We start from the raw sequence: 5,059 nt of genomic DNA on the forward strand, positions 1-5,059 counted from the left end.
CACGCCGCCAGCGTTCATCCTGAGCCAGGATCAAACTCTCCGTTGAAGTAAAACAAAAACGAAAAACAACCACCCACCCCGGAAATAACGGAGAAAAGCAGTCGCATAAAATTTGAAACCAGCCAAAAACACCAAACCACACCACAGGGGCGGCACGATTCAGCACATTCAACCAATTACATACATAATCGGTATCAACAAACTTGGCACACTATTGAGTTCTCAAACAACAGACACACCCGACACCACCACAACCAAACGGTCGCGGATCGCTCCGGAGCAACTTCCCAAACTTACCCGATCACCCACCAGAACACAAATCCATCTTCCAGGACCCACACCAGCAAACAACCAGCCCCACCCAACCCCCAGCACACAAAAACGCGGCCAGAAACCAGGAAGAAAATTTAGGGGAATGTGGCCACCCGAGGTTCCCAGTTCTTCACTGTCTCCCTCGCGGCGACTTAGAAAACAATACACCCCACCAGCCCAACCACCAAACCAAACCCCACACCAGGCAAAACCCCCGGAAACCCTGTAAATGCAAGGGATTCCAGGGGTGCCGGTAGAGCGAGGGGGTCAAGCACTGACTATGGACTAGCTCACATCGCGGACGGAGCAATCCTGAGCTGCACCGTAAAGTCAACAGACTGGGGAGCCAGCCGATACTGATCGAGGATGCCAGGCCCACAGGCTGCGGTGCCCACCCCGCTCAGCAGGTGGTCGACGTAGACGTACGTGCGGCCGTCAGCGGATAAGTCGGTCCGATGCGTTGCCGCTGCCAGGTGCTCTTGCGAGTATTGCCGGACCGTAAGGGCGAACGGTTCTCCTCGAAGTTCCAAGCTGTGTTCGCCAAGGTTTATCTCTGCCTCCACTACCCCGGACCGCGCTCCTGATTCCTGGGGCCGGACATAGTCAACGTCCAACTCCGCAACCGGGAGAGTGTAGCGGCCAAGGCGAGCACCCTGTCCCGTGTCGGCGTAGCTGTGATGGGGGCCCTTGCCAAACCAAACCAGGGAGTCGGGCTGGGCAGCGAGTACGAATTCGACACCAACGCGAGCCCAGTCCACGGCACGGCCCGCGTCAACCCAGTCGCCGTCAGGCCGGACCTGGGTGCGCAGCTCCAGCCAGCCGCCGTCGGTATGCCAGGAATAGTCCACGAAAACGCCGAACTGTTTGTCGGCAGCCGCAACCCGGGTCCGAACGATAACGGTTTCGCCGCCCGTCGTGACGCCGTCGTCCGGCATTGAGTCAGGACTCGACCCAGTGCCGGAGCCCGCGGCATGCTCCGCTGCGCGCGCGTCGATGCCGATGAGTCGCGAGTGCAGCCGGTCGAGTCCCGCGTTCTTCCAGCTGTCCGCGAGCGGGATCTCCTGCCGGCCCTGCCAACCGCGGCCAAGATCATTGTCAGTTGGCGGCCACCAGAGGACCAGCCGGAAGTTCTCAACTGCTATCCCGCCGATCTCGACAGGTACACCGGTGGCGCGATCGATGACCAGAGGTCCGAGGCGCAGGACGGTCGGTTCGGCGACGACGGTCGACACTGCAGGGACCGACGGCGGCGTGGCGTCTACCCTGACGCCCTGCCCCCAGGCGATCTCATGACCAGCCTCGGCCCAGTCCGTGGCCTCGGCCAAGACCGCGGAAACCGTCAGCACAGCACCGGCGCCTGCGAGTGCCGTCGGCAGCGGAACCGTCACTTCTTCACCGGCCGGAATGGGTGCCACGGCTACCACCCCGGAGACCGGGGCGGTCAAACCTTGGCGCACGCCGCCGTCGTACGCCACTGAGTACGTGAAGGCGAGCCCAGACGTATCCGCGAAGTCGAACCCGTTGCGGATGCTGACCGTCGCCCAATCGCGGTCCACGGTGATTCGGAGCGGCTCGATGACCTTCTTGAAGTCCAGGAGCCCCGGGCGAGGTTTACGGTTGGCGTCAACCAGGCCGTCAGTGACGAAATTGCCGTCGTGGGTTTCCTCGCCGAAGTCGCCACCATAGGCGAATTGCTCGCCGCCATCGGGGGCCGGCACGGTGATCCCGTGCTCGAGCCACTCCCAGACAAACCCGCCCATCAGCCGCGGATACCGTTCGAAAAGGTCCTGGTATTCGCTCATGCCGCCTGGCCCGTTGCCCATCGCGTGAACGTACTCGCACTGCATAAAGGGCATGGCCCTGCGGCGCCGATCAAGGTCAGCGTCCTCAAGAGCCGGCTCTACGCCTTGGCCGATCAGCTCCGTCTCGGCGTGATCTGCATACATCCGCGAGTAAACATCAACGTATGCCGAGGACCAGTCGCCCTCGTAATGGATGGGCCGGGAGGGATCGCGGTGTTTGGTCCACGCAGACATTGCCGCCAGATTCCTGCCCGTCCCCGCCTCGTTGCCGAGTGACCACATGATGACGGACGCGTGATTCTTGTCCCGCTCCACGGTTCTGCGCATCCGGTCCACCAGGGCAGTTTCCCACCCCGGATCATCGCTGGGGTTCTGCCGCCAATTTCCCGCCTCGAAGCCGTGGGTCTCGAGATCGCATTCGAGGACCACGTAGAACCCCAACTGGTCTGCGAGAGCGAGGAAATCAGGGTGCGGCGGGTAATGCGAGGTGCGGATCGCGTTGATGTTGTGCTGCTTCATCAACTTCAGTTCGGCAACCACAACATCCCACGGCACCACGCGTCCCAGCCGTGGATGATGTTCGTGCCGGTTCACGCCACGCAGCAGAATGGGCTGCCCGTTGACCTTGAACTGGGCGTCCTCAATGGAGATGCTCCGGAAGCCAAGCTGCAGAGTGATCGTTTCACCGGCCGTGCGCACCGTGGCCGCGTACAAGAACGGCTGCTCGGCGGACCACGGCCTGACCCCCGCGATCCGATGTTCCGTTCCCGCCGGAATATCAAAGCCCAGTTCAGGGATGCGAACGACGGCGGCACTCGGCTCACCGTGCCGGGTCACCTCGACGCGCAGCACGCCCTCGCCCGAGGAAGGGTCGTAGTCGGCGTGCACAAAGACGTCGTCGATGCCATCTGCAGGCCTGGCTTGCAGGGTCACGTCACGGAAAATGCCTGGCAGCCACCACATGTCCTGGTCCTCGACGTAACTCGCTGCGGAGAACTGCGCCACGCGGACGGCCAGGGTATTCTCGCCGGGCACCAAAATGCCTGACACATCGAATTCATGGGCGAGCCGGCTGCCGCGCGTGGTGCCCAGTTCCACACCGTTGAGCCAAACCGTACCTGCCGATTCGATACCGTCGAAGCGCACCAGCGCGTTCGGAAAGAATTCGCCGGTTGCCGTGAAGGTTCGCACGTGATCGCCTACCGGGTTCGCCTCCGGCGCGAACGGGGGATTCACCGGGAACGGAAACTGCACATTCGTGTATGCCGGTTTGCCGTGCCCGTGCATGGGCCAGCTGGACGGGACTGGTAGCGCCGCAAACCCTGCCAGGTCCTCCCCGGACTGCCACCCGTCCTCCGGGGCAACCCTGATCCCCGAGCTCAAACGGAACTGCCACTCGCCGTTAAGGGAAAGTTTCGCCGCATCACTATCGAGGAACGCCCTGGGCGACAACGAACCACGGCTCGGAGCCAGCGACGCCAATTCGCGGATGCCTGCGGATCCAAGTTCCAAGCCAGATTTTGAGTCATGTGGCCGGGGGGCCACCTGAGCTGAGCCGGCTGGCCCTGTTTCTGCTGGCTGGGACGTAGAAAACGACATGGGGATCCTTGCTACTGGTTTGCGTGAACGTTCACGATTCGCATCCACAGTATCCGGTTTTGGCCAGTTTGAGTAGGGTTCAGGCGGATTGCCGAACCACCAGGTCATGCCTCAGGATCACTGCAGATCCAGCAGCGCCCGCCTGTACGTCCCCTGCCAGCAGCCCGGCCAGGAGTCCGACGGCGGTTCGGCCCACCAAACGTAAGTCCAGGGACAAGGTGGTCAGCTCGGGGCTGGTCAGCTCTCCGAGGGGTATCCCGTCCATCCCGACCACGACACAGTCCCGCGGAACATCCACTCCCCGGTCTTCGAATGCCTTGAGCGCGCCGGCGGCCATCAGGTCATTGAAAACCAACAGGGCATCCGGCCGATAGGACTCAGCCAGGAGGGCACGAACCACTTCGCGTGCTGCCGCCGCAGAGGCCTCTGCCGTGCACAACGTCAACTCAATGCCCAAACTTACTGCCGCGCGAGCGATGGCGGAGCCCCTGCTGGCGGCATGGCCTTCGCCGCTGGCGTCGAGAAACCCAACGCGCGTCCTACCCATGCCCGCCACGTGCTCAAGTGCCAGCCGAGCTGCATGGTCGTAGTCGAAGGAGATGCTGCCGGCAGCGCCGCTCTCAGGAACATCGAGTGCAAGTACCGGGCGGCGCCCCATGATCTCCTGTGCCTTGTCAGCATCCGATCCCAGGTAGCCGATGATCGCGTCAACCTGAGGAGCCAGACGCTCGACGGCGTCCAGGGCACTGGCCGTGCCGTGCCCATAGTCATCCACCACCACCGTCCAGTTCAGCTCGGTAGCCGCCTCAACGACGCTCGAGGCAAAGGCAGGAAAATACGGGTTGGTCAGATCGGGAATCGCCAGCCCCACCGAAACACTCGCGCCCTGGACCAGTCCCTTCGCGAAACGACTCGGCGTGTACCCCAACTTGATCGCGACCGACTGGACCCGTTCCCGGGTGACCGCGCTGATGCCGGTCATATCGTTCATCGCCCTAGTTACCGTTTGCCTGGACACTCCCGCAGCAGCGGCCACGTCCATGATCGTGGCACGCTGGTTGGGCAATCGCGGGGTACTCATAGCCAGCAAGTCTAGACTCCCGACCATGCGCTCCCGAGGATCCTGCGGTGGTTTGGGGATCCGTCCCGGGGTTTCTGCGCTGGTTTGTTTGGGGGTTTGTTTGGGGGTGTGTTTGTTAAAGGTGGGAGGCCCCAACCATGGTGGTGGTTGGGGCCTCGACCGTAATGTGTGTTCCGGCGGTGTCCTACTCTCCCACACCCTCCCGGGTGCAGTACCATCGGCGCTGTGGGTCTTAGCTTCCGGGTTCGGGATGGGACCGGGCGTT

Annotated in this window: 2 protein-coding genes and 1 rRNA gene; all 3 read right to left on the reverse strand. The window is 62.5% G+C overall.

The window, feature by feature from the left end:
• Positions 1-602: 602 nt before the first annotated feature.
• A complete protein-coding gene (locus PSET11_RS16050; RefSeq protein WP_238989200.1) occupies positions 603-3,626 on the reverse strand; it encodes a glycoside hydrolase family 2 TIM barrel-domain containing protein in 3,024 nt (1,007 codons plus the stop codon).
• Between the two features lie 166 nt (positions 3,627-3,792).
• The gene (locus tag PSET11_RS16055; protein WP_124093337.1) at positions 3,793-4,794 is read right to left on the reverse strand and encodes a LacI family DNA-binding transcriptional regulator; all 1,002 of its coding nucleotides are present in this window, start codon (positions 4,792-4,794) and stop codon (positions 3,793-3,795) included.
• Between the two features lie 171 nt (positions 4,795-4,965).
• Positions 4,966-5,059 (reverse strand): 5S ribosomal RNA (rrf, locus tag PSET11_RS16060); the annotation flags it as partial.

Source organism: Arthrobacter ulcerisalmonis (assembly GCF_900609065.1).
GTDB lineage: Bacteria > Actinomycetota > Actinomycetes > Actinomycetales > Micrococcaceae > Arthrobacter > Arthrobacter ulcerisalmonis.